The organism is Arthrobacter sp. YN (assembly GCF_002224285.1).
GTDB lineage: Bacteria > Actinomycetota > Actinomycetes > Actinomycetales > Micrococcaceae > Arthrobacter.
Genome location: NZ_CP022436.1, coordinates 1,852,537 through 1,878,366, shown reverse-complemented (window position 1 = coordinate 1,878,366; position 25,830 = coordinate 1,852,537). Strand labels below are relative to the sequence as shown.

Annotated in this window: 24 protein-coding genes; 12 read left to right on the top strand and 12 right to left on the bottom strand. The window is 63.0% G+C overall.

Annotated features, from left to right (window positions below; translation table 11 throughout):
* Positions 1-33: 33 nt before the first annotated feature.
* Positions 34-702, bottom strand: coding sequence for a DNA-3-methyladenine glycosylase (locus CGK93_RS08490; protein WP_089594448.1), 669 nt, complete (start codon positions 700-702; stop codon positions 34-36).
* Positions 703-781: 79 nt separating this feature from the next.
* Between CGK93_RS08490 and CGK93_RS08485 the strand changes: the two genes are divergently transcribed.
* The gene (locus tag CGK93_RS08485) at positions 782-2,287 is read left to right on the top strand and encodes an AlkA N-terminal domain-containing protein (protein ID WP_089594447.1); all 1,506 of its coding nucleotides are present in this window, start codon (positions 782-784) and stop codon (positions 2,285-2,287) included.
* Between the two features lie 125 nt (positions 2,288-2,412).
* Here CGK93_RS08485 and CGK93_RS08480 read toward each other — a convergent pair whose 3' ends face one another.
* The 9 genes from CGK93_RS08480 to argC all read right to left on the bottom strand — a co-directional run bounded on the left by CGK93_RS08480 (position 2,413) and on the right by argC (position 11,955).
* Positions 2,413-3,150 carry a maleylpyruvate isomerase family mycothiol-dependent enzyme gene (locus CGK93_RS08480; RefSeq protein WP_089594446.1) on the bottom strand — a complete coding sequence of 246 codons (738 nt, stop codon included), beginning with the start codon at positions 3,148-3,150 and terminating at the stop codon, positions 2,413-2,415.
* A gap of 84 nt (positions 3,151-3,234) precedes the next feature.
* Positions 3,235-4,650, bottom strand: a complete 1,416-nt coding sequence (gene argH / locus CGK93_RS08475; protein ID WP_089594445.1) for an argininosuccinate lyase — start codon at positions 4,648-4,650, stop codon at positions 3,235-3,237.
* Positions 4,650-5,855 carry an argininosuccinate synthase gene (locus tag CGK93_RS08470; protein ID WP_089594444.1) on the bottom strand — a complete coding sequence of 402 codons (1,206 nt, stop codon included), beginning with the start codon at positions 5,853-5,855 and terminating at the stop codon, positions 4,650-4,652. Before CGK93_RS08470 ends, argH begins: the two co-directional genes overlap by 1 nt.
* Before the next feature lie 67 nt (positions 5,856-5,922).
* Positions 5,923-6,462, bottom strand: a complete 540-nt coding sequence (locus tag CGK93_RS08465) for an arginine repressor (protein WP_089594443.1) — start codon at positions 6,460-6,462, stop codon at positions 5,923-5,925.
* A complete protein-coding gene (gene argF, locus CGK93_RS08460; protein ID WP_089594442.1) occupies positions 6,462-7,466 on the bottom strand; it encodes an ornithine carbamoyltransferase in 1,005 nt (334 codons plus the stop codon). The genes CGK93_RS08465 and argF overlap by 1 nt, the downstream gene beginning before the upstream one ends.
* Complete coding sequence (locus CGK93_RS08455; protein WP_232481584.1) at positions 7,463-8,797, bottom strand: acetylornithine transaminase; 1,335 nt, start codon at positions 8,795-8,797, stop codon at positions 7,463-7,465. Before CGK93_RS08455 ends, argF begins: the two co-directional genes overlap by 4 nt.
* Positions 8,794-9,750, bottom strand: coding sequence for an acetylglutamate kinase (argB, locus tag CGK93_RS08450; RefSeq protein WP_089594441.1), 957 nt, complete (start codon positions 9,748-9,750; stop codon positions 8,794-8,796). Before argB ends, CGK93_RS08455 begins: the two co-directional genes overlap by 4 nt.
* 10 nt (positions 9,751-9,760) lie before the next feature.
* On the bottom strand, positions 9,761-10,927 hold the full coding sequence (gene argJ / locus CGK93_RS08445; RefSeq protein WP_089594440.1) for a bifunctional glutamate N-acetyltransferase/amino-acid acetyltransferase ArgJ: 1,167 nt from the start codon (positions 10,925-10,927) through the stop codon (positions 9,761-9,763).
* Positions 10,924-11,955: an N-acetyl-gamma-glutamyl-phosphate reductase gene (argC, locus tag CGK93_RS08440; protein ID WP_089594439.1), complete on the bottom strand. Its 1,032-nt coding sequence runs from the start codon at positions 11,953-11,955 to the stop codon at positions 10,924-10,926. Before argC ends, argJ begins: the two co-directional genes overlap by 4 nt.
* 167 nt (positions 11,956-12,122) lie before the next feature.
* On the opposite strand from argC, the gene CGK93_RS08435 reads away from it, so the two are divergent.
* The 4 genes from CGK93_RS08435 to CGK93_RS08420 all read left to right on the top strand — a co-directional run bounded on the left by CGK93_RS08435 (position 12,123) and on the right by CGK93_RS08420 (position 19,694).
* Positions 12,123-13,211, top strand: coding sequence for a fatty acid desaturase family protein (locus CGK93_RS08435; protein ID WP_089594438.1), 1,089 nt, complete (start codon positions 12,123-12,125; stop codon positions 13,209-13,211).
* A gap of 85 nt (positions 13,212-13,296) precedes the next feature.
* Positions 13,297-14,262, top strand: a complete 966-nt coding sequence (locus CGK93_RS08430) for a quinone oxidoreductase family protein (protein ID WP_089594437.1) — start codon at positions 13,297-13,299, stop codon at positions 14,260-14,262.
* A gap of 119 nt (positions 14,263-14,381) precedes the next feature.
* Positions 14,382-18,338, top strand: coding sequence for a Pls/PosA family non-ribosomal peptide synthetase (locus tag CGK93_RS08425; protein WP_198318394.1), 3,957 nt, complete (start codon positions 14,382-14,384; stop codon positions 18,336-18,338).
* A gap of 12 nt (positions 18,339-18,350) precedes the next feature.
* Positions 18,351-19,694 (top strand): M1 family metallopeptidase, encoded by a 1,344-nt coding sequence (locus CGK93_RS08420; protein ID WP_089594436.1) that lies wholly within the window; start codon positions 18,351-18,353, stop codon positions 19,692-19,694.
* Here the strand turns inward: CGK93_RS08420 and CGK93_RS08415 are convergent.
* Positions 19,691-20,332 (bottom strand): 4'-phosphopantetheinyl transferase family protein, encoded by a 642-nt coding sequence (locus tag CGK93_RS08415; protein WP_232481583.1) that lies wholly within the window; start codon positions 20,330-20,332, stop codon positions 19,691-19,693. The genes CGK93_RS08420 and CGK93_RS08415 overlap by 4 nt on opposite strands.
* A gap of 512 nt (positions 20,333-20,844) precedes the next feature.
* Between CGK93_RS08415 and CGK93_RS08410 the strand changes: the two genes are divergently transcribed.
* The 4 genes from CGK93_RS08410 to CGK93_RS08395 all read left to right on the top strand — a co-directional run bounded on the left by CGK93_RS08410 (position 20,845) and on the right by CGK93_RS08395 (position 23,235).
* The gene (locus tag CGK93_RS08410) at positions 20,845-21,480 is read left to right on the top strand and encodes an NAD(P)-dependent oxidoreductase (protein ID WP_089594435.1); all 636 of its coding nucleotides are present in this window, start codon (positions 20,845-20,847) and stop codon (positions 21,478-21,480) included.
* A gap of 40 nt (positions 21,481-21,520) precedes the next feature.
* Positions 21,521-21,853 (top strand): Fe-S protein, encoded by a 333-nt coding sequence (locus CGK93_RS08405; protein ID WP_232481582.1) that lies wholly within the window; start codon positions 21,521-21,523, stop codon positions 21,851-21,853.
* Between the two features lie 13 nt (positions 21,854-21,866).
* Positions 21,867-22,595, top strand: a complete 729-nt coding sequence (locus CGK93_RS08400; protein ID WP_089594434.1) for a Bax inhibitor-1/YccA family membrane protein — start codon at positions 21,867-21,869, stop codon at positions 22,593-22,595.
* A 181-nt stretch (positions 22,596-22,776) separates the two neighbouring features.
* A complete protein-coding gene (locus CGK93_RS08395) occupies positions 22,777-23,235 on the top strand; it encodes a MarR family winged helix-turn-helix transcriptional regulator (protein ID WP_089594433.1) in 459 nt (152 codons plus the stop codon).
* A 27-nt stretch (positions 23,236-23,262) separates the two neighbouring features.
* Here the strand turns inward: CGK93_RS08395 and CGK93_RS24575 are convergent, their stop codons facing one another.
* On the bottom strand, positions 23,263-23,820 hold the full coding sequence (locus tag CGK93_RS24575) for a hypothetical protein (RefSeq protein WP_198318393.1): 558 nt from the start codon (positions 23,818-23,820) through the stop codon (positions 23,263-23,265).
* Here CGK93_RS24575 and CGK93_RS08385 point away from each other — a divergent pair.
* The 3 genes from CGK93_RS08385 to CGK93_RS08375 all read left to right on the top strand — a co-directional run bounded on the left by CGK93_RS08385 (position 23,819) and on the right by CGK93_RS08375 (position 25,708).
* Positions 23,819-24,664 carry an alpha/beta hydrolase gene (locus CGK93_RS08385; protein ID WP_157731657.1) on the top strand — a complete coding sequence of 282 codons (846 nt, stop codon included), beginning with the start codon at positions 23,819-23,821 and terminating at the stop codon, positions 24,662-24,664. The genes CGK93_RS24575 and CGK93_RS08385 overlap by 2 nt on opposite strands.
* A gap of 122 nt (positions 24,665-24,786) precedes the next feature.
* Positions 24,787-25,182: a hypothetical protein gene (locus CGK93_RS08380; RefSeq protein WP_157731655.1), complete on the top strand. Its 396-nt coding sequence runs from the start codon at positions 24,787-24,789 to the stop codon at positions 25,180-25,182.
* A gap of 133 nt (positions 25,183-25,315) precedes the next feature.
* On the top strand, positions 25,316-25,708 hold the full coding sequence (locus CGK93_RS08375) for a hypothetical protein (protein WP_089594429.1): 393 nt from the start codon (positions 25,316-25,318) through the stop codon (positions 25,706-25,708).
* Positions 25,709-25,830 lie beyond the last annotated feature (122 nt).

The window sequence follows — 25,830 nt, the reverse complement described above, 5'->3', positions numbered from 1 at the left end:
AACGCGTGGGGTACAAGTCATGTGGTGGGACGGTTATGGCGAAACGACCCGGTTTCGGGGCCGTGCTGCCTTGTACCGCGACACCGTTGGATCGTCTTCAATCCAAAAGCGCCACGGATATTCCGTCGTTCCGCCCGGACCCGCTACACCCACCCGCGGTCCGCTGGCGACGGCGGCTGCGGGTGTCGCGGGCAACCACAAGCTGAACGGTGAAGCGAGCGCGTCACGGCCAGTGTCCGCCGTCGTGAGTCCCAACGCGGAGGCGAGCCGGGCCGGCCCGCTGGCGAGGTCCTTGTGCGCTTTGGAGGCTGGCCTGCGAACCGCGGCGATCTCATCCCCGTCCACAATTTCTCCTGCCCTCAGGAGCAGCGCGGATGCGAATCCGTCCGGTCCACAGACGATATTGGCGCAATAGTGCATCCCGTACGTGAAGTAGACATAGAGGAATCCGGGTGGTCCGAACATGGGCGCATTACGGGCCGTAGGGCCACCGAAAGTGTGTGACCCAGGGTCAGGATGTTCTGAACCGCGCGGCCCCATATAGGCCTCCACTTCGGTGAGCCTCACGGAGACGGGGCCGGCATCGGAGTGGTGGGTGAGGACAGCCCCCAGGATTAATGGGGCGATGACGCGAGCGTCGCCCTGAAGAAAAGTGCGCACGTCGTCGGGATGGCCGATTCCGTTTTCCGTGAACGATCCCATGCCCAGACCCTAGCAAACCCCCAAAGCCCATGTCCGATTTCCGCTAGCAGTGGTCTCGCTCGACTGGCAGGATGAAGCCATGGACTTCTGGCAGCGCTACCGGGCAATCGACGCCCGCGACACACGTTTCGACGGGCAGTTCTTCACGGCCGTCAGTTCCACAGGCATCTACTGCCGGCCATCGTGCCCCGCCAGAACACCGAAAGCCGAGAACGTCACGTTCTACGAAACCTCGGCCGCTGCCCATGAAGCCGGGTATCGCGCCTGCAAGAGGTGCCTGCCCGAAGCTGTCCCGGGAACTCCCGCCTGGAACATCCGCTCGGATATAGCCGGCAGGGCCATGCGGCTGATCAACGACGGCGTGATCACCCGCGAAGGCGTCGATGGCCTCGCGAACCGCCTGGGCTACTCCGCGCGGCAACTCAACCGCATCCTCAGCAATGAACTTGGCGCCGGTCCACTCTCGCTGGCACGGGCCAGCAGGGCACAAACCGCCAGGACCCTGTTGGTCTCCACCGACATGCTCCTGGCCGATGTCGCGTTCGCGTCGGGGTTCAACAGCGTGCGGCAATTCAACGACACCATTGGCGAAGTATTCGCGATGACCCCGACGGCGGTGCGCGCCATCGGGGCCAAGTCCGGGCAACACCGGGGTACCGTTGCCGCGGCGCACGCCCCTGCAGCCTTGACGCTGAACCTTCCTTATAGGGAGCCCTTCGATCCGGGCATTTTCGATTTCCTGGCAGTACGGGCAGTGCCGGGCATCGAGACGGCAAGCACCTCGGAAGACGGAGCCAGCACCGATGAAAGCAGGACTTACGCCCGCACCCTGCGCCTGCCGCGGGGCAGTGCCTCCTTCTCTGTCTCGTACAACCCCTCAGCTCCCGGCAAACCCTTGCAACTTACAGCTGCGGTGCTGGACCTCCACGATCTCCCGGCACTCTTGAGCCGGGTCCGGAGGTTGTTCGACGTGGACGCTGATCCCCAGGCAATCGACGACGCTCTGGCAACAGATGCGAGGCTGACTGCCAGTGTGACCGCGATCCCAGGAATACGCGTGCCGGGGGCTGTGGATCCCCACGAACTACTCATCCGGGCCATGATCGGGCAGCAAATCACCGTAGCCGCCGCGCGAACGGCCCTCACGCAGTTATCTGCTGCCGGAACCAGTGTGGATAGCGCCATCCCCGGCTTGGAGCGTTTGTTTCCGACGGCGGCTGAGATCGCCGAACACGGGCGAGCGTTCCTCCGTGGACCCCAGCGGCGGATTGACTCCATCATGGCCGCGGCCGAAGCCATGGCCAGCGGAGCACTTGATTTCGGCTACGGCGACGATCCCACCAGGCTCGAAAGCAAGCTGCTCCCCTTACCCGGAGTGGGGCCATGGACTGTTGGCTACGTGGCAATGCGCGTCCTCGGCGCTCCGGATGTTTTCCTGGCCAACGACGCCGCGGTCCGGAACGGCTTGAAGGTCCTGCCCGAGGGCACCGGGCTCAGCGCCGATTTCAGGGAGGTCAGCCCGTGGCGTTCGTATGCCACCATGCACCTCTGGCGGGCTGCGGCGGAGCAGACCCGAAGCAAGTAGCTGACGGGACGTGAGAGAGCGTGCGGCCCAAACACGAGGGACGTGAGAGAGGGACCGGCCCCAGCACGAGGGACGTGAGAGAGGGACCGGCCCCAACACGAGGGACGTGAGAGAGGGACCGGGCTTCAGCGGGCGGCGGGCTGGGGTGCCGGCCAGGGCAGCAGGTCCGGCAGGTCCACTCCGTCGGCGGCCGCCGTTGCGCGCAAGCTTCCCAAGCTGGGCTCCCGGCCCGCAAGCCACGCGGCGATGTCGGTCAACATGCCGGTAATCGCGATGGAGGTGCCGCCGCTGCCGATGGTCCTTTGGGGCAGGCCGGTGGGCTGGAGAACGAATTTGTACGTGTCAGGGACACGTGCAGCGAGGAAGCCGATCAGATGTTCGCAGAAAGGCCTGTTCCACGTCTCGGGTCCGAACCCCAGGCCCAGGTCCGACGCATGGATGGTGAGTTCGCGCCAGAGCGCCAGGCCGCCGTCTAACACTGTGCCGTCCCGGTACGCGATACGCGCCTGCCAGTCCTCCGGACCCAAGGCATCGAACGCGGCCATCGCCGCATCCACCGCTGTGGTGACGGCCTCCGTGTGCTGCGCGAGACTGTGCCCCGCCGCGAGTGCGATGGCCTTGTTACGGCCGTCCATGCCGCCGTCGTAGAGTTCCCCGGTTTCGCCGCGGCGCGCGTACTCAAGTTGCCGGGCCATGGCGTTCGCGATCCCGGCAAGGTGGGCGAGGACGTGACCCCGGGTCCAGCCTGGAAGCTCCGACGGTTCAGCGACGGATGAGTCGTCCAGTTTGGCGAGGAGGCGGGTAACGGTGCCGGCGGCTTTGTGAAGCTCTGCGGGCAGCGTCTCGGGGGTGATCTGAGTCATAGCGCCATGTTAACGCACAGCGGGACGGCACCTCGCTATGCCCTGCCCGAAGGCATGGCCGCGACGTGCCGTCCCGGTTGTCGTCTAGCTGGCGTAGGAACGCACTGCGTCCAGTTCCGCTTGGAGCGCCGTCAGTTGGCGTTCGACGGCGGCCGGTGCCGTTCCGCCCTGCGAGTTGCGGCTGTTGAGCGAACCTTCGGTGCTGAGGACACTCCGGACCTCGGGAGTCAGGTGCTCCGAGATCGCTGCGTATTCCTCGTCCGTCAGGTCCCACAACTCAACGCCACGGCCTTCGGCCTGCTTGACGGCAGCGCCGGAGAGTTCGTGGGCCTCGCGGAAGGGGACGCCCTGGCGGACCAGCCATTCTGCGATGTCCGTTGCCAGCGCGAAGCCCTGGGGAGCCAGGGATTCCATACGCTCGGTGTTGAACTTCAGGGTGGCGATCATGCCTGACACGGCCGGAAGCAAAAGCTCCAGGGTGTCGGCGGCGTCGAAGACCGGCTCCTTGTCCTCCTGCAGATCGCGGTTGTACGCGAGCGGCAGTCCCTTAAGGGTTGCGAGGAGCCCGGTCAGGTTCCCGATAAGGCGTCCTGCCTTGCCACGGGCGAGCTCAGCGACGTCCGGGTTCTTCTTTTGCGGCATGATCGAGGACCCCGTGGAGTAAGAGTCATGCAGCGTGACAAAGGAGAACTCCTTGGTTGCCCAGAAGATGACTTCCTCGGAGATACGGGACAGGTCCACGCCAATCATGGAACACACCCAGGCGAACTCGGCGAAGACATCGCGGGAAGCGGTGCCATCGATCGAGTTGTGGACGGCCGAGAAGAATCCGAGGTCAGCAGCAACAGACTCGGGATCCAGGCCAAGCGAAGACCCGGCCAAAGCACCGGAACCGTACGGCGAAACACCGGCGCGCTTGTCCCAGTCCTGGAGCCGCTGCACGTCGCGCAGCAAAGCCCACGCATGAGCCAGGAGGTGGTGGCTCAGCAACACCGGCTGGGCGTGCTGCAGGTGTGTCCGGCCCGGCATGGCCACGCCTTGATGGGCCTTGGCCTGCTCAACCAGGGCGTCGATGGTGGCCAGGACACCGCTGGCGATGATGCGTGCATGGTCGCGCAGGAACATGCGGCCAAGGGTTGCCACCTGGTCGTTGCGTGAGCGCCCGGCCCGGAGTTTGCCCCCCAGCTGGGTACCGGCGCGCTCAATCAGGCCGCGTTCCAGGGAACCGTGAACGTCCTCGTCACTCTCGGCCGGCTGGTAGGCGCCGCTCGCGACATCCTCGTCCAGCTGGCTAAGGGCGGCAAGCATGCCTTCGAGCTCGGCGTCGTCCAGCAATCCTGCCTTGGCCAGCACGCGGGCGTGGGCCTTGGAACCGGCGATGTCGTAGCGGGCAAGCCGCCAGTCGAAGTGGGTGGACTTGCTCAGTGCGGCCAGCGCATCCGCGGGGCCACCGGCGAACCGGCCGCCCCACAGTGCACCTTCGTTGGTTGCGGACGTCATTACTCGCCTGCGACGCGCAGGTCGCGGCCGGAGGCAACCTTGGAGGACATGCCCCACAGCTCAATGAAGCCACGTGCCATGGACTGGTCGAAGGTATCGCCGGTGTCGTAGGTTGCGAGGTCGAAGTCGTACAGCGAGGTCTCGGAGCGACGACCGTTGACGACTGCCTGGCCACCGTGGAGGACCATGCGGATGTCACCGGAAACGTACTGCTGGGTGTCCTCGATGAAAGCATCCAAAGAGCGCTTCAGCGGGGAGAACCACTGACCGTCGTACACCAGCTCGGACCAGCGCTGGCCAACGGTTGCCTTGAAGCGGGCCTGCTCACGCTCGATGGTGATGTCCTCGAGGTGCTTGTGAGCGGTGATCAGCGCCATGGCACCCGGGGCTTCGTAGATTTCGCGGGACTTGATGCCAACGAGGCGGTCCTCAACGACGTCGATGCGGCCAACGCCCTGGGCGCCTGCACGGCGGTTCAGTTCCTGGATGGCCTGCAGCGGGGTGACCTTGACGCCGTCGATCGCTACCGGCACGCCGGCCTGGAAGGAAATGGTGACCTCGTCCGGTGCCGGCGGGAATTCCGGGGTGGCCGTGTAGTCGTAGATGTCCTTGGTGGGAGCGTTCCAGATGTCCTCAAGGTATCCGGTCTCGACGGCGCGTCCCCAGACGTTCTGGTCGATCGAGTACGGGTTCTTCTTGGTGGTCTCGATCGGCAGTCCCTTTTCCTCGGCGAAGGCGATTGCCTTGTCGCGGGTCAGGGCGAGGTCGCGGACCGGTGCGATGCACTTCAGGTCCGGGCCGAGGGTCTGGATGCCGACTTCAAAACGGACCTGGTCGTTACCCTTGCCGGTGCAGCCGTGGGCAACCGTGGTGGCGCCGAATTCGCGGGCAGCCTTGACGAGGTGCTTCACGATGACCGGGCGGGAGATGGCCGAAACCAGCGGGTAGTGGCCCTGGTAGAGGGCGTTGGCCTTCAGGGTGGGCATGGCGTACTCGTTGGCGAACTCGTCGCGGGCGTCGGCCACGTAGGCCTCGACGGCGCCGCAACCGAGGGCGCGCTGGCGGATGGTCTCCAAGGACTCGCCGCCCTGTCCGACGTCGACGGCCACAGCGATGACCTCGGCGCCGGTGGCTTCACCGATCCAGCCGATGGCTACGGAAGTATCAAGGCCACCGGAGTAGGCCAGAACAATGCGCTCAGTCACGAGAGTGCTCCTTTGTTGTTGCTTGGTTCATTCGAATCAATGCTGTTGTGAATCAATGCTGGGAAATCTATTGGTTGGCCGGCCCGGCTTCTTCGGCCATGCGCAGGAAACGCGCCGCCAGTTCCGCCCCGCCATCGGGATCCCGGGCGACCAACAGCAAAGTGTCGTCGCCTGCGATCGTACCCAATACAGAGGGCATCACCGAGTGGTCGACGGCCAGTGCCAGGAAGTTTGCCGCTCCCGGCGGGGTACGAAGGACCACGATATTGCCCGAGGCCTCCGCGGTGACCAGGAGTTCGCCGCACAACCGCGTCAGCCGTGCATCCAGAATTTCCTGGGTCACGCCGCTCTTGGCGTTGCGGTCGCCGCCCTCCCCCGGAACGGCGTAAACCAACGCGCCTTCCTTTCCGCGGACCCGGACTGCGCCCAACTCCACGAGGTCCCTGGACAACGTGGCTTGGGTGACCTGGACGCCGTCGTCCGCCAGCAGGGCTGCAAGCTCTGCCTGGGAACGCACTGACTCACCCGTCAGGATCGCGGTGATGCGCGCCTGGCGGGCAGTCTTGGTGGCTGGGCTGGCGCCCGGCACGGACGGGTTGGTGGACACTAGAACGTGCTCTCCCCGGTACCTTCAACTGGTGAAAGGCCCTCCACGAAAGCAAGTCCCGAGCGGTGCATCAACCAGGCCATGAGCGCCTTCTGGGCGTGGAGGCGGTTTTCCGCCTCGTCCCACACGATCGACTGCGGGCCGTCGATGACGTCAGCCGAAATCTCGTAACCGCGGTAAGCGGGAAGGCAGTGAAGCACGACGGCGTCCGGCGCAGCTTGCGCCATGGCGGCCTCGTCCACGGAATACTCCCGGAAGAGTTGCATCCGCGCTTCCTTTTCGGACTCCTGGCCCATGGAGACCCAGGTGTCTGTTGCAATGACGTCGGCGCCCTTGAGGGCCTCGGCAGGATCGCTGGTGATGAGTACCGAACCGCCGGTCTCCGCAGCGCGTTCCTCTGCAGCGGCAACAATCTCCGCGGCAGGCAGGTACCCCTCCGGCCCGGAGATCCGAACGTGCATCCCGGCAGTGACGCCGGCAAGGAGGTACGAGTTGGCCATGTTGTTGGCGGCATCGCCCAGGTACGCCATGCTCAATCCGGCCAGCTCGCCCTTGTGTTCCTTGACGGCAAGGAGGTCGGCCAGGAGCTGGCAAGGGTGGTAATCGTCGCACAGGGCATTGATGACCGGGACCTTGGAATTTTCCGCCATGGCCACCAGTCCGGAGTGCGCACCGGTCCGCCACACAATGGTGGACACCATGCGCTCCAGGACCTTGGCAGTGTCCTCCACGGATTCCTTGTGGCCGATCTGCGCTTCACCCGGGTTGATAATCAGTGCGTTGCCGCCCATGTCTGCGATGCCCGTGGCGAACGAGACGCGGGTGCGGGTGGAGGTCTTGTCAAAGATCACGGCCACAGTCTTGCGGCCGTTGCCCTCTGCGGCGAAGGGCTGCACGCTGTACGGCGCTGCCTTCATCCGGACGGCGAGTTCCAGGACCTCAGCCTGCTCGGCGGGGCTCAGGTCAGTGTCCTTGAGGAAGTGACGGGTGGTTGACGTGCTCACTGTGCGTCCTTAGCGGTTTGGGCGGTAGCCGTGGCGATCAAGGCGGGCAGGGCTGACAGGAACCGGTCGGCCTGCTCGGTGGTCAGGATCAGCGGAGGGGCGAGGCGGATGGTCCGCGGGCCCGGACTGTTGATGATGAAGCCTGCATCCAAAGCTGCGGTCACCATGGCGGGTGCGACGTCGGCGTTCACATCGAAGCCAATCAGCAGGCCCTCGCCGCGGACTTCAGTGACAGCATCGATGGCAGCCAGTCCCTCGCGCAGATGCGCACCGACGCTCAGCACGTTCCGCAGGACGCCTTGACTTTCGATGGCATGCAGCGTGGCCAGCGCGGCGGCAGTAGCCACCGGATTTCCGCCGAAAGTGGTGCCATGCTGCCCTGCGGTGAGCAGGGCCGACGTCGTACTTCCGAAGGTGACCAGTGCACCTACCGGGAACCCGCCTCCAAGACCCTTGGCGAGCGTGACGGCGTCGGGCACAATTCCTGCGTCTTCGCTGGCAAGCCACTTTCCGGTTCGGCCGATGCCGGTCTGGACTTCGTCCAGGATCAACAATGCGCCCGCTGCCGTGGTAGCTTCACGGGCTGCCTGCAGGTATTCGACACTGAGCGGACGAACACCCGCTTCGCCCTGGATCGGTTCCAGGAACACTGCAGCAGTGGAATCGTCGACGGCGGCACGCAGGGCCTCGATGTCACCGAACGGAATGTGGACCACACCACCGGGCAGTGGTTCAAACGGCGCACGGTAGGTCTCTTTGGCCGTGAGCGCCAAGGCACCCATGCTGCGGCCGTGGAAGGCACCCTCCAGGGCGATGATCTTGGTGCGCTTCCCGTCGGAGTTGTTCCTGCGGGCCAGCTTGAACGCTGCTTCGTTGGCCTCGGTACCGGAGTTGGCAAAGAAAACCTTGGAACCAGCCGGGGCCTTGCTGAGGGACAACAGTTTCTCAGCAAGGGCGATCTGCGTGGGACTCGTGAAGAAGTTCGAGACATGGCCGAGCGTGGCCAGTTGGCTGGAAATCACGGAAGTGACGAAAGGGTGCGCGTGGCCCAGGGCATTTACAGCGATGCCGCCCAGGAGGTCCAGGTACTCCTTGCCGTCCGCGTCCCACACCAGGCACCCGGCACCACGGACCAGTACACGCTGCGGAGTGCCAAAGACACCCATCAGCGAGGACGAGTAACGGGCCAGCCAGTCCGCGCCATTACTCACTCCAGTAATGACGGAAGCTTTGGCCTCCGATCCGGCGATGGACCCCCGGGTGTGGTCGGGCACCGCGAAGCGGGCGGGGGGTCCATCGCCGGTCGGGTTGAGACCAACAATTTCGCTCATGCGTTCACTTCCTCGTCGGGTACTACTTGGGTGCCAATGCCCGCGGTTGTAAAGGTCTCCAGCAGCATCGAGTGCGGCAGGCGGCCATCCACGATGTGTGCGCGTTCTACGCCTTCATCGATGGCTTTGAGGCACGCAGCCATTTTGGGGATCATGCCGGATTCGAGCTTGGGCAGCATGTCGCGGAGTTCCGAGGCTGTCAGCGACGAGATCAGTGAGGATTTGTCCGGCCAGTTGGCGTACAGGCCTTCCACGTCGGTCAGGATGACGAGCTTGGTGGCGCCCAGGGCCGATGCGACGGCGGCCGCGGCAGTGTCCGCGTTGACGTTCAACACCTGGCCGGTGGTCTGGAAGCCGTTGCCGTCGTCCACGATCTCCGGGGCAACGGTTGAAATCACGGGGATACGACCGGCGTCGAGAATGTCCGTGATGCCGGCAGGATCCACGCCCACTACTTCGCCCACCAGGCCCAGGTCCACTTCTTCGCCGTCCACCACGGTGCCGGTGCGGACGGCGCGCAGCAGGCCGCCATCCTCACCGGACATCCCGACGGCGTAGGGGCCGTGGGAGTTGATGAGCCCTACGAGTTCACGGCCGACCTGGCCCGTCAGGACCATGCGGACCACGTCCATGGCCTCGGGTGTGGTGACGCGCAAGCCGCCCTTGAACTCCGACTCGATGCCGAGACGGCCGAGCATGGAGTTGATTTGTGGGCCGCCGCCATGAACCACCACGGGATGGATGCCCACGTGGTGGAGGAACACGATGTCCTCCGCGAAGGCGCGGCGAAGGTCGTCGTTGACCATGGCGTTGCCGCCGTACTTGATCACCATGGTGGTGCCGGCGAAGCGCTGGATCCACGGCAGGGCTTCGATCAGTGTGCCGGCCTTATCCTGGGCTGATTTGGCCGAGACGTGGCTCGCGGATGTGGTCTCGCGGGTATGCGCAGTCATAGTCATAAGCTCAGCTCGAGTAGGCGCTGTTCTCATGCACGTAGTCGTGCGTGAGGTCGTTGGTCCAGATGGTGGCCTCTGCATCGCCGGCCTGCAAGTCGATTTCGACCAGTACTTCGCGCGGCTCCAGGTCCACCAGGTTGCGGTCATCGCCGATTGCGCCGTTACGGCAGATCTGCACACCGTTCATGGCGACATTGAGCTGGTCCGCCTCGAAGACGGCGTCAGTTGTTCCTACGGCCGAGAGCACGCGGCCCCAGTTGGGATCCTTGCCGAAGATGGCAGCTTTGAAGAGGTTGGACCGGGCTACACTGCGGCTGACGATTTCAGCGTCGCGTTCGCTGGCTGCGTTGAAAGTCCGGATCGCGATGTCGTGGCTGGCGCCCTCGGCATCTCCGATGAGTTTGCGTGCCAGTTCGGCGCAGACGTTGGTGACCGCTTCGCTCAACTGCTCGGCAGACGGCAGAGCCTCGGAGGCGCCGGATGCCAGCAGCACCACGGTGTCGTTGGTGGACATGCAGCCGTCCGAGTCCGCGCGGTCAAAGGTGACGCGCGTGGCGTCGCGGAGGACGACATCGAGCTCATTCGCAGGAACCTCGGCGTCGGTGGTCAGGACCACCAGCATCGTCGCCAGGCCCGGCGCCAACATGCCGGCACCCTTGGCAATGCCTCCCACGGTGAACTGCTTGCCCTGGGCATCGGTGCCGGTGAAAACGGCTTCCTTGGACACGCTGTCCGTGGTCATGATGGCCGTGGCGGCAGCGGAGCCGCCGTCCTCGGACAGCTCGCGGAAAGCGGCGTCGACACCCGGGATGATCTTCTCCATGGGCAGCTGCTCACCGATCAGGCCAGTGGAGCACACCACGACGTCGGAAGCGGAAACGCCCAACACGTCCGCCACTTTCTCTGCCGTGGCGTGGGTGTTCTGGAAGCCCTGCGGGCCGGTGCAGGCGTTGGCGCCGCCCGAGTTCAAGACCACGGCGTCCACACGGCCATCGCTGACTACCTGGCGTGACCAGTGAACCGGCGCCGCAGCCACGCGGTTGGAGGTAAAAACGGCAGCTGCGGCCTTTTGCGGCCCGTCATTGACTACCAGGGCCAGGTCCGGGTTCCCGGATGCCTTGATGCCGGCTTTGACGCCGGCGGCGCGGAATCCCTTGGGTGCGGTAATGGTCACGGTGCAACTCCCTGCAGGTTCAGGCCGGCGGTTTCATCCAGGCCGAGGGCAATGTTCATGGACTGCACGGCTCCGCCGGCGGTCCCCTTGGTGAGGTTGTCGATGGCGCACGTGACGATCACGCGGCCTGTGTGCTGGTCCAATGCCAACTGCATCACGGCGTGGTTGGAGCCCTGCACCGACTTGGTGGTGGGCCATTGGCCTTCGGGAAGGAGGTGCACGAACGGTTCGTCGTCATAGGCATCCGTCCAGGCCTGGCGGAGCTCGGTCTCGGTAACGCCGTGCCCGACCTTCGCCGTCGCGGTAGTCAGGATGCCCCGGCTCATCGGAACCAGCGTGGGGGTGAAGGAGACCGTTACCGGTTCACCGGCTGCATTGGAGAGTCCCTGTTCGATTTCAGGTGTGTGCCGGTGTCCGCCGCCAACCCCGTAAGGACTCATGGAGCCCATGACTTCGGCACCAATGAGGTTGACCTTGGCGGCCTTTCCGGCACCGGAGGTACCCGAAGCAGCAACAATTACGACGTCGTCCGTCAGGAGGAGATTGTTGGCGAACCCAGGCGTCAAGGCGAGCAAGGCCGACGTCGGGTAGCAACCCGGCACTGCGATGCGGGTGGCGCCCTTGAGGGCTTCCCGTTGACCGGGCAGTTCAGGCAGTCCGTAAGGCCATGTTCCTGCGTGCGCAGATCCGTAGAACTTCTCCCATGCAGCGGCGTCCTGCAAGCGGTGGTCCGCACCGGCGTCGATCACTACTGTCCCCTCCGGCAGCTGGGCAGCGATCTCGGCCGAAGCGCCGTGCGGCAACGCCAGGAACACAACGTCGTGGCCGGACAGGTTCTCCACCGTGGTGTCTTCCAGAATCCGGCTGGCCAAACCATGGAGATGCGGCTGCAACTCCCCTAGTCTGGAACCGGCGTTGCTGTGTGCGGTGATGGCACCGATGGTGACGTTCGGATGGCCCGCCAGCAGGCGCAGCACTTCTCCTCCGGCGTAGCCGCTGGCACCGGAGACGGCAACAGAAATAGTCATGAGTCCACTGTACAGCAATAATATTCATGCTGTCCGATATTTATGCATGCTGTTGTGAGCAGTCTCATTATTTTGGAGATTGGACGTATGCTTAGTGAAGGGTGATCCAGACCGTGCAGTCCGAACGTCGGCTGCAGCGTTGCCCGTTAGCGATACGGGGCACATTTATGTCACCCACGTCCACCGCTGAGCGCCCCAAAGCTCGCGCAATTCAACCCAATCCCGTCGTCCAGAGCTACTCAGAGCTCCTCAAAACCGTCAAGTCGGCTGGACTCCTCGAACGCCGCACCGGCTTCTACATCTGGGTCTTCGTGGCCTTGGTACTGCTCATGGCCGGAACCTGGCTCGGCTTCGCCCTCATTGGCGATTCCTGGTACCAGCTCCTGATCGCCGCTGCCGTAGGCATCCTGTGCACGCAGCTTAGCTTCCTTGCCCACGAGGCAGGTCACAAGCAGATCTTCGCTTCGCGCCGCGCCAACGATTGGTCCGCCCGTCTCCTTGCCACCGGCGTCGCCGGCATCAGCTACTCCTGGTGGGAACAGAAGCACGGAGCCCACCACAACCATCCCAACGTCATCTCCAAGGACCCGGACATCCGGAACAACGCCTTGGTGTTCTACGAGGATGCCGCAGCCGAACGTAAAGGCCGGCTGGCTTTCCTCACCAAGAAGCAGGGCTGGTTCTTCTTCCCGCTGCTGATGCTGCTCGGCATCAGCCTGCAGTTTGATTCCCTTCGTTTTGTCTTCGGCAAGCAAAAAGTACGTCACCGCTGGGTAGAGACGCCTATCCTCGTGACCAGGCTTGCCGCCCTCCCGGTTCTGGCTTTCACCTTCCTGCCCATCGGCATGGCGTTCGCCTTCCTTGGAGTCCAGATCATGGTTTACGGCTTCTACATGGGAGCCTCGTTCGCCCCGAACCACAAGGGCATGCCCGTCCTTCCCAAGGACAGCCGCGTGGACTTCCTCAACCGCCAGATCCTGACCTCGCGAAATATCCGTGGTGGCCTCTTCATGGACTTCCTCCTGGGTGGACTCAACCGTCAGGTGGAGCACCATTTGTTCCCGGACATGGCTCGCCCCCATTTGTACAAGGCCACGAAAATCGTGCGCGAGTTCTGCGCCAAGCACTCCATTTCCTACACCGAAACCACGCTGATGCAGTCCTACGGCATCGTGGTCAGATACCTCAATGACGTTGGCCTGGCAGCAGGCCGCGGCTTCGACTGCCCGGTAGCTTCGACGCACGGACGCTTCTAGGCGTTCCACAAGGGAAGCCCCAACTTCCCTAGGATGGAATCTGAAACCGGGCACCGGAAGGACCGCCCCGGAGTGAGGAGCCACCATGACGCACGCCATCGTTGCACAGCAGCCCGGAGGACCTGAGGTCCTCGAGTACGCATCTGTGGAAATTCCGAAACCTGGCCCCGGCCAGCTGTTGATCAAGGTCGCAGCTGCCGGGGTCAATTTCATTGAGACCTACCAACGCAGCGGCACCTACAAGGTGGAATACCCCTTCACTCCGGGCGCTGAGGCAGCCGGCACGGTGGAGGCCGTTGGCGACGGGGTCGAAGAATTTTCCGTTGGTGACCGGGTTGCCACCGCCGAGGGATCCAGGACGTATGCCGAGTACGCCCTCGTTGACGCGGGCAAGGCACTTTCGGTTCCTGCCGGCGTCGACGATCACACCGCTGCGGCCCTGCCGCTGCAGGGAATCACCGCTCACTACCTGATGAATTCATCCTTCCGGGTAGAGCCAGGCCACACCGTGTTGCTGCATGCAGGCGCAGGTGGCGTTGGCCTGCTGTTGACCCAATTGTTGAAGGCCCGCGGAGCGCGTGTCATCACTACCGTGTCTTCGGACGAAAAAGCCGATCTGTCCACCTTGGCCGGCGCCGATGAAGTGCTCCGCTACGAAGACTTCGCGGACAAGGTCCGCGAACTCACCGACGGCGAAGGCGTCAACGTGGTGTACGACGGCGTCGGCAAGGACACGTTTGACGATTCCCTCAAGAGCCTGCGCATCCGTGGCGCCATGGTGCTCTTCGGCGCTGCGTCCGGGCCTGTGCCGCCGTTCGATCCCCAGCGCCTGAACGCCGCAGGTTCGCTCACGCTGACCAGGCCCACCATGGCGCACTTTGTGCAGAACGCCCAAGAACGCCGGTGGCGCTCAGCCGAGATTTTCGACGCCGCCGCCAACGGCACCCTCGCCGTCAGGGTCGGGGCAACGTACCCGTTGGCCGAAGCAGCCCAAGCGCACAGGGACCTGGAAGGCCGCCGTACCACCGGCAAGGTCTTACTTGTCCCTTGATAGCTATGTGGCCCCAATTGAACGCCGGATGATCCAAAAGCGAACAACGGTGCAACAAAGTGTGACGTGCAGGAAACGTCAGACACCTTTTGTTCACCTTTCTGCGGAAAGCTGACGTCGTGAGCACAGAACATCCCGCTGGGGCCGGTACTTCGCCTGCCCTGACTACGTACCGTCCCCAGTTTCCTGGAAGCGCGGCGGCGCCGGCCGAGCGTACCCTCGTGGACATCCTTGAAGAAACCACGACATCTTTCCCCGAAGCTTCTGCACTGGACGATGGGCATAAGTCGTTGAGCTACACGGAGCTGCTCAAGGCCGTCCGCGCCTTCGCCGCCCGGCTCAACGCCGCAGGTCTTGGCCGGGGCGACAAAATCGGCGTTCGGATCCCGTCCGGAACCAACGAGCTCTACATCGCCATCCTGGGAATCCTCATGGCCGGCGCTGCTTACGTTCCCGTGGATGCGGACGACCCCGACGAACGCGCCCGCCTGGTGTTCGGCGAAGCCAAGGTGGGCGCCGTCATCGCCGCGGGCCTGGACATCCAGCTCGCCGGCGAGGCCCGGGAACCCGTTTCCACGCCCTCCACCCCCGGACTGGACGACGATTCCTGGATCATCTTCACTTCCGGATCCACTGGAACCCCCAAGGGCGTTGCTGTCCAACACCGCTCCTCGGCTGCATTCGTTGACGCCGAGGCCCGGATCTTCCTTCAAGCTGAACCCATCGGGCCCCAGGACCGTGTGCTGGCCGGACTATCTGTCGCCTTCGACGCTTCCTGCGAGGAAATGTGGCTGGCCTGGCGCCACGGCGCTTGCTTGGTACCGGCACCACGAGCATTGGTTCGCACCGGTATGGATCTCGGTCCGTGGCTCATCAACCACGGCATTACCGTGGTTTCCACAGTGCCAACCCTCGCAGCGTTGTGGCCGGCGGAGGCACTGGAAAACGTCCGCCTCCTGATTTTCGGTGGTGAAGCATGCCCACCCGAACTGGCTGAGCGCTTGGCGGTGGACGGCCGTGAAGTGTGGAACACCTACGGGCCCACAGAGGCCACCGTCGTTGCCTGCGCCGCTCCCCTGGGCGGGCCCGGCCCCGTACGGATCGGGCTGCCACTGGATGGCTGGGACCTCGCCGTCGTCGATCCTCAGGGCGTCCCTGTGGCCGAAGGTGAGATCGGTGAATTGATCATCGGCGGTGTGGGGCTTGCCCGCTACCTCGATCCCGCCAAGGATGCCGAGAAGTACGCTCCCATGACAACCCTCGCATGGAACCGCGCCTACCGCTCGGGCGACTTGGTCCGTTTCGAAGCTGAAGGCCTGATCTTCATGGGCCGCGCCGACGAACAGGTCAAACTCGGGGGACGTCGGATCGAACTGGGTGAAGTGGATGCTGCGCTCCAGTCCTTGCCTGGCGTCGCCGGCGCTGCGGCGGCCGTGCAGACCACGGCGGCCGGCAACCAGATCCTGGTGGGCTACCTGGCCCCCGTTGACGGCTACGAGCTGTCCATGGACGAGGCACGCCGGCTGCTGGGTGAGAGCCTTCCGGCCGCTTTGATCCCCCTGCTGACCGTGGTGGATTCGCTCCCGACCAAGACCAGCGGAAAAGTCGACCGTCACGCTTTGCCGTGGCCGCTGGCAGGAGCCGGCGCCACGGAGGCCGGGAACGCCCCGCTGAACCTGCCCGATGACGCCCGCTGGGTGGTGGAGCAGTGGGAATCGGTGCTGGGAAGCCCGGTGAGCTCCCTGGACGCAGATTTCTTCGCCTATGGTGGCGGATCCTTGGCCGCGGCGCAGCTCGTTTCTGCCCTTCGCGTCCGGTATCCCACCATCACAGTGGCGGATATCTATGCCACGCCACGCGTCGGCGCACTGATCGACACAGCGCGGCAATCACTTCCCGACGGCGGCGCGCCGGGTCCCGCTGCAGAGCGCACCGTGCGGCCCACGGCCCTGAAGTCGCAGATCTTCCAGGTCCTGATGGGCGTGCCCTTGCACATCCTGGTGGGCATGCGCTGGCTCACTTACCTCATGGCCGCCAACAGGCTGCTGGCCGACTTCGCTGGATTTACCGCTGCGCCCGTGGTGTCGTGGTGGTGGATCGCGGCATCGTGGCTGGTCTTCGTCAGCCCCTTGGGCCGGATGGCGATCTCGGTGGCTGCAGCCAGGGTGCTGCTTGGCAGGATCAAACCCGGCACCTACCCGCGTTCCGGAAAGACCCACCTGCGTTTATGGCTTGCTGAACAAATCCAGGATCTTTCGGGTGCCATTGGCTTGGCCAGCGCACCGTTCGTCCCGTACTACGCCCGCGCGCTTGGAGCCAAGATCGGCCGGGACGTTCACCTTCACTCCTTGCCTCCTGTCACCGGCTTGCTGTCCCTGGGTAGCGGAGCCAACATCGAGCCCGAGGTGGACCTTTCCGGATGGTGGGTAGATGGTGACTCCGTCCATATCGGTCAGATCCATGTGGGAGCCGGCGCAGTCGTCGGCGCCCGAAGCACACTGATGCCAGGGGCCACCATCGGTGCGGGTGCGCGCGTCGAAGCCGGATCGGCTGTACTGGGCAAAGTGAAGGCCGGGCACCTCGTTGCCGGCTCCCCCGCCGAGCGCCGCGGAAAAGCAAAGCACGAATGGCCTGGGCCCAGCGGCCGGCGTCCAGTGGTCGACCGTCTGTGGTTCTCCGCTTTTGCCAGCGCTTCGGCCCTCCTGGCCCTCATCCCTTACATCTCTGCGTTCGCAGGGGCCTTGGTTGTCCTGGCTTTCATGCAGGGCCACGAATCCCTGGAAACTGCCCTTCCTCAAATAGCTCTGGCATTGCCTCTTGCGGCTCTGGTGTGGTTCTTCGGCAACCTGGTGCTCATCCTGATAGTTGCCCGGCTCCTCGGGTTGGGCCTGAAGGAGGGTTACTACGGGGTCCGCAGCCGTGTTGGGTGGCAGGTTTGGGCCACGGAACGCCTTCTGGATATGGCCCGGGACCTCCTTTTCCCGGTCTACGCAAGCCTCTTCACACCGATCTGGCTGCGCCTTCTGGGCGCCAAGGTCGGGAAAAACGTGGAAGCCTCAACCGTCCTGCTGGTTCCGAAAATGACCACCATTGGCGACGGAGCCTTCCTGGCTGACGACACCATGGTGGCCTCCTACGAACTCGGTGGGGGCTGGATGAAGATTGCTCCGGCCAAAATAGGAAAGCGCTCCTTCCTGGGCAACTCGGGCATGACTGCTGCGGGGCGAAACGTTCCCAAGAACTCGCTCGTTGCAGTACTGTCTGCCACGCCGGCGAAAGCCAAATCCGGCACGTCCTGGTTGGGCAGCCCGCCGGTCAGGCTGCGCCGCACTGCCGTCGCCGCTGACCAAACCCGGACCTTCCAGCCGCCCCGCAGGCTCAAGGTTGCCCGGGCATTGTGGGAACTGTGCCGGCTGGTGCCTGTCATCCTGACCGTCACCATCGCCGTCAGCGTCATGCTGGTTCTGGATTGGATCGCGAGTGGATGGGGCTACTGGATGGCAGCCGTCCTCGGTGGTGTCGTGATGCTGGCAGCAGGTGCCGTGGCCGCATTGAGCTCCATCGTGGCCAAGTGGGCCTTGGTGGGGACCATCCGCGCGGGCGAACACCCCTTGTGGAGCTCGTTCATTTGGCGCAACGAGGTAGTGGACACCTTTATCGAGATGGTGAGCGCCCCGTGGTTTGCCCGCTCCGCCGCCGGAACCCCCGCCTTGGTGTGGTGGCTTCGCGGCCTCGGAGCGAAGATCGGCCGCGGGACCTGGTGTGAAAGCTACTGGCTGCCCGAAGCTGACCTGGTAACGCTCGGTGAGAATTCCACCGTCAACCGTGGCTGCGTTGTCCAAACGCACCTGTTCCACGACCGCGTGATGAGCCTGGACACCGTGATGCTCGGTAACGGAGCCACCATGGGTCCGCACGGCGTCATCCTCCCCGCGGCCAGCATCGGCGACGGCGGAACTGTTGGTCCGGCGTCGTTGGTTATGCGGGGTGAGACAGTGCCGGCCGGAACGTACTGGATGGGCAACCCGGTGAGCCCGTGGGTGGGTCCGTCAGCACAAGCGCCGCGCCTCAAGTAGATTGGACGGATCATGACCGTACCAATCACCGCCCCCATGACCGAAGCGGACCCCTATACTCTGGACCACGGCAGCACCAGCTATCGTGTGGACCGGTACGAGTTGGATCTCGACGTCAGGCTGGGCAGCAACAAGTTGATCGGCAAAGCGGTCCTGCGGTGCACGGCGTTGGCAACTACGGCTCAGATTGTTTTGGACCTGGTGGGCCTGCGGGCCAGCAAGGTCCAACTGGATGGCAAGAAGCTCCAGAAGTTCAGCCACAGGGCCGAACACCTTGTGCTCAACCCGGCGGCGCCGCTGAGGCCCGGCCAGCAGTTCTCCTTGGAGATCCGCTACGACGGCAACCCCCAGCCGCGCCGCGGCCTGTGGGGCGATGTGGGGTGGGAAGAACTGAACGACGGCGTCTTGGTGGCCGGCCAGCCCAACGGTGCGGCCTCTTGGTTCCCCTGCAATGACCATCCCCGCTACAAGTCCAGCTTCCTCATCTCCGTTACCACCGACGACAACTACCGGCCGGTGTGCAACGGCACGTTGATCTCCCACTCCCGCAAGTCGAGCAGGGAGACCTGGGTCTACGAACACGCTGAACCCATGGCCACCTACCTCGCAACCGTGCAGATCGGTCGGTACGTCAGGGTTCCCCTGCACGTTGACGACACCCATCACCGGGTGCCGCAGTTCGTGGCAGTCACGCCCGAGATGGCGGTGGATGCTCTGCAAGGCCTGCGCCGCCAGCCCGACATGATGCGCACCTTCGAGGATTGCTTCGGCCCGTATCCGTTCACGGATTACACCTCGGTGGTCACTGAAGACGAACTGGAAATTCCGTTGGAAGCCCAGACAGTCTCCATCTTCGGCCGAAACCACATGCGCGAGTCCTGGGACGCCCAGCGCCTGATCGCCCACGAGCTCTCCCACCAGTGGTTCGGCAACTCGCTGACCGTGAGCAGCTGGAAAGACATCTGGCTTCATGAGGGATTCGCTTGCTACGCGGAATGGTTGTGGTCCGAAGAATCAAGGACCATGACAGTTGCTGCGCGGGCAACGGCCGCATGGAAGAGGCTCGACGCCGGGCCGCAGGACCTGCTGGTCGGAGACCCCGGCCCTGAGCTGATGTTCGATGACCGCGTCTACAAGCGCGGCGCGCTGGCTGTCCATGCCGTACGAATCGCGGCCGGCAACGAGGCGTTCTTCAGCTTCCTACAGCATTGGACTGCCAGCAACAGGCACAGCTCGGTGTCCACGGACGCGTTCATTGAGGCCGCGGATTCGTACATTCCGGGCTTTGATGCTGCGTCGATTCTCCGGCCATGGCTCTACGAGGCTGCGCTTCCGCCGCTGCCTTCAGCGCGTTAGCCGAGGGCCAAGGCGGCAACGAGACCGTCAGGCAGTTCCCTCTCGGTGACATCGCGCAGGCCGGGCAGGTCCAACACTTCCAGCTCTGCAGGGTTGTTCCGCAGGCCTTCACCGGTCATCTTCAGCCACGCTTCTTTGCGCGCCCAGAGTCGGGCGCGCTGTATGGTCTGCTCACTCTCCGGCACTGACGCCAGGAAACGCTTCTCGTTGGTGGTCAATGCGACGTCGTCAAAGCCCTCGAAGCCAACCCCGCCTATCGCTTCCAGGTCCACACCCAGCCGCAGGCCATCCGCTGGATGTACGACGCCGGCCAGTAGTACCCAGCCCGACGCCCGGGATGCACTGAGCGCCAGAGGTGCGGGGCCGCCGTCGAGCATGAACCCTGGGCGACCATGGTCCTGGCCGGGGCCGCACTGCGGGCAGTGATAGTCAGGGACGAGGCGATCGGGAGGCACGTCGAGGAGCGAGGCGGCAAAGTCCAGCAAGGCCAGCCGGCCGGCGATGAAGTCTTCACGGTCTTCCGCAGTGGCAAAGCGAAGTGCACGTTCCAAGGCGGGACGGCCGAGTTGCCCAAGGTTTTCGCCCTCAAACGACGCCCCGTCGAGCTTCAGCAGCTCAAGTACTGGGTTATCCGTCACGATTCCCAACACGGGCAACGGAGCCAGGCCCAAGTGCAGCTACGATCCCGCATAGCGTTTCGGCCATCAGTACCACGCTGCCCAGCCTCGCTGTGGATTGACCAGTGCTGCGGGACGTAGGACCAGGAGGAGTCCGCAGTTGATCCCACAACTCCAGGCTTCGGCAAAGAAGCCTTGGCAACCGAATACGCCCGTAAAGGGGATGGGGCTCCAGGCGTTCTAATCCGGGCCAGCTTCGGCGGAGGCGAGTAATCGAGAGGATGAATGGATCCGGCGACAGCGAAAGCACGTTGATATGGACTTGTCATTCAGGCTCTCTCGCAGATTGGCAGCTTGCCTCAAGCAAATTCTATCTGCTCCTCAAACTGACTGTCCGATTGATCAAGAGTGGCCCAGGCCGCAGCTGGTCTCGCTTTCCACACCCAAGAAAGCACAGTGCTAGAGTTAATCCCGATTTCGGATGTTCCGGAATCGGGATTAGTTTCATATCATGGCTTGAAAGGAGTAACAGGATGCGGATCTTAGTGCCGGGGGCGACGGGCTCTGTTGGTCAGCAGGTCGTCGAGCAAGCGCTCGAACGTGGACACGAAGTAGTCGCGGTTTCGCGCAACCCCAAAACTTTGACAATCGAGAACCCAGCCCTGACGAAGGTCTCCGCAAATATTCTCAATGCACCAGATGTCGCGCCGCTGCTCGAAGGAGTAGATGCGGTGATCAGCACGGTCGGTACCGGGTCATCGAAGTCACCAACAACGCTGTACTCCGCTGGCACCAAGAATCTCCTCGAAGCTATGCGCGTCCATGGCGTCAGCCGACTAGTCGTCATCTCATCCGAGGTTGCAGAGCACTGGGCGCACCAGGGGGCCCTGAAGCTCTGGATCGCGTTGCCTCTCCTCCAGAAGTTCCTCGGTGCCACCTACGACGACATGCGCCGGATGGACATCGTGCTGTGGGAGAGCGATTGCCAGTGGACCGCCATCAGAGCTCCTCGCATTCGTACGGTTGAGGGGAAAGGCCGGTACCGGCTGAGCAGCGAAAGGCCGCTCAAGCGAGGATGGTTCATCACTGCCACTGACATGGCAACCGCGCTGATCGATATCGCTGAGTGCGACGACCTCGATCGTAGGCACGCCTACATCGCCAACTGATCAAGCTCGTAACGATTCAAGATCTAAGGAAATTTGATATATGGAGATCATTCGCGGAATCGTCATTGTTCTGCACTTGGTTGGATTCGCTTTGCTGATTGGACCCTGGTTGGTCGAAGCACTGAGCAGACGGATGGAAATTACCTCTCTGATGCAGTGGGGTATGGCCCTGGCACTCGTGACAGGACTCGCGCTCGCTGCTCCTTGGGGAGTCAGCGGCACACCCAATTACTTGAAGATCGGGATCAAGCTGATAGTCCTTCTCATCATCGCAGCGCTGCTCGGTATCGGCGCAACCCGGCAACGGAGTGGCAAGACGGCGGGGATCTTCTCTTCTGGCCGCTCAGCGCACTGGTGCTCGCCAATGCCATGAATGCGGTGCTGGTATGACGCAGACACGTGAGACACGATTGATCGGCAAGCGCGTAGCAACAAGGACCCTGGGGGTTTCACTCTTTCTGTTCATTGTGATCCATCCCGCGGCCTTGATTGGCATCGTGTGGACGGTCTCGCCGATTACTAATTCTGAGGCGCTGGAAGGTTCAACTCCAGCAGCGTGGATGGTAGGGGCTGCCGGCCTTCTCGTGCTGGCGATCTGGCGTGCTCGGCAGTCTGGATTTCAACGCACATCAATCATCGGCTTCGTGATGCTCGAAGGTGTGTTTATCGGCGGATTCGTGACCTATTTCGAGGGCGTGTCGCCAGGGGTCATGCTCCAACTGTCGTTTGCGGCGTTTTCTGCAATCATTGCCGCCCTGGCGGTGCTCTCAACCGAACGCATCCGATCGGCATCTCTAATCAACCGCATCCTGCTGGTCACCGTAGGTGGGTACCTCGTATTCGTCCTGCACAATGTCGGCTTCATGGGCATGGACTTCCTGCCCATCCACACCGCCTGGGGACAGGGGTCGCTACTTATACTCGGCGTCCCGGTGGGTCTGATTGTGGGACTATTGCTGATCCCGATGGCTTCGTACGCGCTCGTGCGACGTGTCGAACGGGTTCGCGATGTTGCGTCCGAAGGCGTGAGGCAATACATCTGGAATTCTGCACTTGGCCTCATGATCACAATCATCTGGCCATGGGAAAAGACTCCCCGCGAGCTGCTGACGTAGTGGTCCGTCACGGGAACAGAGCACCGCTTCGGGGCGTTTGATTTGCCAAGCCCGCCTGTGGGCTCGAAGGTGCTCAGACCACCGTCCCTAAAGAGCAGTGCCACAGGCGCCGTTAAGGTGATAATGGGGCAGAACAAGGAATTTCCCGATTCGGAAGAGAAAATAGTGTGAAAGGCTACCCGTGACTGAGAATCCGATTGCGCGAGTTCGTTTGGCCCTCCAGGAGCAACTGGTAACAGCGATCTTGGGGAACGAACGGGTAGCCCGTCGGTACGGTCTGCTAGTAACGGACCTGCAGACGCTCCACCTTCTGGTCATGCGACCAGACGTGCGGACGCCTCGCCAAATCAGCGAAGTGACAACGATGCCCACGAGCACGGTGACGAAGCTGATCGACCGACTCGAAACCGCCGGATACGTTCGGCGAACCTCCGACCCGGCGGATCGCCGGCGAACTATCCTCGAGCTGGTGGAAGAGAACATCGCTCCTCTGCATGATTTCTATGGGAAGACGAGTGATGAATTCGATGCGCTCAGTTCAAAATTCTCTCCCGAAGAACTTGAAAGCGTCGCCCGATACCTCGAGGCCGTGAGTTCCTTCTACAAATTGGATCCCACGCCTGCTCAGAGCACTGAGTAGTCTCTGAAGTACTGACAGCCGGGGTAATCACCGGCTGTCAGTTGCCGCGGAATCTTCACTGTCTCTCCACCGCGCTGCGCCGTTATGCTCCCCTGCACCGATAATCACGGTGGTCATCACCATCGAGTTGACCACGTGCCACCGGCCTTGTAACGGCACATTAGTGTCATCGTTGAGATGGACTGTGAACAGCCCGTGCTGGGTCGTTTCCATCGCGACTGTCACTGTCATGCTCAGAATCGGCATTGCACGACCGATGGCACTGAGTGCCTTGAACGCGGATTCTCGAGCCGAAAAGCCCACGCGGCTGCCCGACGCCTGTAGACCTGCCGCCCTTCCAATGAAGCAGTCATGTGCTACTGCACGCGAGGTTTCCCTGGGTAGAGGAGCATTCGGTTCTACGTCCACACCGATTGCCCGTACTCGAGTAGAGCTCCCGACGCATGCTACGGCCACGCCTCTCGAGTGACTGATGCTCCCGGTCCAACCAGCAGGCCAGTCTACGGCTCCGTTGGGCAAGCGACCGAGTTCCACGTGGCTGCCACCCAACGCCGCGATAGACGTCCGAGCGCAAAGCCTGCCCATGGAGAAATCAGCAGCCCGTCGAGGCGACATGCCCTGCATCGCATCACCGTCAGCCCCGGTGGCGGCTGCAAGAGCGGTGGTCGGGTTCGGTGCATCTATTTCCGTGGGAGACCTCGACGCCGCCAAGCACGTCAGCTTTCAGATCCCCGGGCTGGACACCACCGTCGGCAAGGACATGGCATCAAAGACCATGCAGGCCAATGATCAAAGAGTTGAGCAACGTGACATCGCTCGTCTGTATGGGATTGACCGGGTCCGTCTTGCTGTCGTTGCCTGGATTGGTGTTGAGCCGGCCCAGGGTATGGGTGTGTTCAGCAACGACCATGCAAAAGTCGTGGGGGCTGCCCTTGGCAACTATGTGACAGGGGCGAACGCCGTTCATCAGGACCTCGACAACACTGCCATGACAACAGCTATCGGGCACTCCATGGGTTCCCTCGGGGCCATGGAAGCAGCCAAAACCGAGCTGCCGGTCGATAACCTTGTCCTCGTCGGTGATGTTGGTGCCCCTGATAACGTGACCTCCGTGAACGATCTCCACTTGAACCCCGGCGGCACCGTTTACCGGGGAACCTACGACTGGGACCACGTAGCTGAGGTCGGGCATGGGCTCGGCTGGCAGCGTAAGAGTACCGCAGACCCCGGATTCGGCGCTGTCACCTTTGGCACGGACGGCACCACAGGATCTGATGGTGCCGTCGAGCACCCCACGGAAACCCACGACGGACAAACAGGCGGCAAGGACGGCATCTACGGGTACTTCGACAGGAGAACCCAGTCAAGCTATAACCAAGCCAGAATCGCCCTCGGCTTGAATGACCAACTCACGAATGCGACACGATGACAACCATGCACCGCCCCCTTAACAGGCGCATCCTTCCCGCCGCAGCCATCCTTCTAATCACCCTTGCAGGGTGCGGAACAACCCCTGCAACCAACCCACCTACCAGCACCGCGGAGCAAACCATGGACCCAGAACAAGCCCGCACAGAGTACTTCAACCTCTTCAACAAGATTCAAGCCCTCGCCCCCGGCGACTGGGATGTCGCGCCACCCTCCGAATATCAAGGGGATGTCTGCCGGCTCCCGGACGGGTCTGACGGTACCCAATTCTCAATCGATACCAGTCGAAGTCCGCTGAGCCGGGAAGAAATGGACGCTCTGCACGACAAGGTAAAAACTGTCTTCGTGTCCACGGGGTTCACTGTGAAGCAAGAATCCGATGGCGGCCCGAACTTCGTCAGACACACCGACGTGTTCGGGCCCGACAAATTCGTCATGGGGCTCACCACCGGAAAGTACGAAATAAACCTTGGCGGAAATACCCGCTGCGTTCCCGACCCGGAAGGCAAATTCCGGTAAGAGAACAATGCCCCTGAAACTCCGCCGCCGGTGCAGCTGCGTCCTTCACGCCGCGGCAATCATTCTTCTCACTCTTGCAGGGTGCGCGGCAACGCCGAGCACCAATTCACCTACCAGCACCGCGGAGCAGGCCATGGACCCGGAACAAGCCCGCAAGGAATACCTCGACATCTTCACGGAAGTCCAAGCCCTCGCCCCCGGCGACTGGACGAAAGTCACGCCAGACAAACCAGGCGGGGTCTGTGTCCGCCCCCTTGGCACGGAAGGAACCAAAGTCTCTTTCGATAGCAGTAGGAGTCCGCTGAGCCTGGAAGAAATGGACGCTCTACACGACAAGGTCAAGACCTTGTTCGAGGCCACCGGCTTCACCGTCAAACAAGAATCCGATGGCGGCCCAAACTTCGTCAGACACACCGACGTGTTCGGGCCCGACAAATTCGTAATGGGACTCACCACCGGAAAGTACGAAATAAACCTTGGTGGGAATACCCGCTGCTTTGCCGACCCTGAAGGCAAATTCCGCTAGGAAAGGTTGTCACCGAACGGCCCTGTGTTCCGAGGCTACTGCGAGATCCCATCCATATGCAGATCCAATCCTGGCTCAGGCACAGGAGTCGCCCGCTGTAACCAATCACCGTCAATACCGTG

What these genes read in the sequence shown, in the direction of transcription:
- CGK93_RS08490 (WP_089594448.1), bottom strand. Translation starts at nt 702, where the DNA reads ATGGGATCGTTCACGGAAAACGGAATCGGCCATCCCGACGACGTGCGC.
- CGK93_RS08485 (WP_089594447.1), top strand. Translation starts at nt 782, where the DNA reads ATGGACTTCTGGCAGCGCTACCGGGCAATCGACGCCCGCGACACACGT.
- CGK93_RS08480 (WP_089594446.1), bottom strand. Translation starts at nt 3,150, where the DNA reads ATGACTCAGATCACCCCCGAGACGCTGCCCGCAGAGCTTCACAAAGCC.
- argH (WP_089594445.1), bottom strand. Translation starts at nt 4,650, where the DNA reads ATGACGTCCGCAACCAACGAAGGTGCACTGTGGGGCGGCCGGTTCGCC.
- CGK93_RS08455 (WP_232481584.1), bottom strand. Translation starts at nt 8,797, where the DNA reads ATGAGCGAAATTGTTGGTCTCAACCCGACCGGCGATGGACCCCCCGCC.
- argB (WP_089594441.1), bottom strand. Translation starts at nt 9,750, where the DNA reads ATGACTGCGCATACCCGCGAGACCACATCCGCGAGCCACGTCTCGGCC.
- argC (WP_089594439.1), bottom strand. Translation starts at nt 11,955, where the DNA reads ATGACTATTTCTGTTGCCGTCTCCGGTGCCAGCGGCTACGCCGGAGGA.
- CGK93_RS08435 (WP_089594438.1), top strand. Translation starts at nt 12,123, where the DNA reads ATGTCACCCACGTCCACCGCTGAGCGCCCCAAAGCTCGCGCAATTCAA.
- CGK93_RS08430 (WP_089594437.1), top strand. Translation starts at nt 13,297, where the DNA reads ATGACGCACGCCATCGTTGCACAGCAGCCCGGAGGACCTGAGGTCCTC.
- CGK93_RS08420 (WP_089594436.1), top strand. Translation starts at nt 18,351, where the DNA reads ATGACCGTACCAATCACCGCCCCCATGACCGAAGCGGACCCCTATACT.
- CGK93_RS08410 (WP_089594435.1), top strand. Translation starts at nt 20,845, where the DNA reads ATGCGGATCTTAGTGCCGGGGGCGACGGGCTCTGTTGGTCAGCAGGTC.
- CGK93_RS08405 (WP_232481582.1), top strand. Translation starts at nt 21,521, where the DNA reads ATGGAGATCATTCGCGGAATCGTCATTGTTCTGCACTTGGTTGGATTC.
- CGK93_RS08400 (WP_089594434.1), top strand. Translation starts at nt 21,867, where the DNA reads ATGACGCAGACACGTGAGACACGATTGATCGGCAAGCGCGTAGCAACA.
- CGK93_RS08385 (WP_157731657.1), top strand. Translation starts at nt 23,819, where the DNA reads ATGGAGAAATCAGCAGCCCGTCGAGGCGACATGCCCTGCATCGCATCA.
- CGK93_RS24575 (WP_198318393.1), bottom strand. Translation starts at nt 23,820, where the DNA reads ATGGGCAGGCTTTGCGCTCGGACGTCTATCGCGGCGTTGGGTGGCAGC.
- CGK93_RS08380 (WP_157731655.1), top strand. Translation starts at nt 24,787, where the DNA reads ATGGACCCAGAACAAGCCCGCACAGAGTACTTCAACCTCTTCAACAAG.
- CGK93_RS08375 (WP_089594429.1), top strand. Translation starts at nt 25,316, where the DNA reads ATGGACCCGGAACAAGCCCGCAAGGAATACCTCGACATCTTCACGGAA.